The sequence below is a fragment of the Paraburkholderia sp. EG304 genome (assembly GCF_046543485.1).
Classification (GTDB): Bacteria; Pseudomonadota; Gammaproteobacteria; order Burkholderiales; family Burkholderiaceae; genus Paraburkholderia; species Paraburkholderia youngii.
The window spans coordinates 1-209 of record NZ_JBKGUA010000532.1 but is presented as its reverse complement, the minus strand read 5'-3'; the positions used below and the strand labels follow the sequence as shown (position 1 = coordinate 209).

The window sequence follows — 209 nt, the reverse complement described above, 5'->3', positions numbered from 1 at the left end:
GGCTCTGTCGCATTAACGCGAGGGAGGTAAAATTCGAGGCTGACGAGAACGCTTTGGCCAAACGATGAAGAAGATACTGACCCCACGAACGACGCTTGCTCCGGGCATCGCCAAGGTTCTGAAGCGGCTGCACTATCCGCTTGAAGTGATCCTGCTGTGCGTGCGATGGTACGTTGCTTACTCGCTGAGTCTTCGCAATCTCGAGGAAA

General features: G+C 54.5%; 1 pseudogene. It reads left to right on the top strand.

Features of this window, described 5'->3' with window-relative positions:
- Positions 1–64: 64 nt before the first annotated feature.
- Positions 65–209 (top strand): annotated as a pseudogene (locus ACLFKU_RS45040) (IS6 family transposase); the annotation flags it as partial.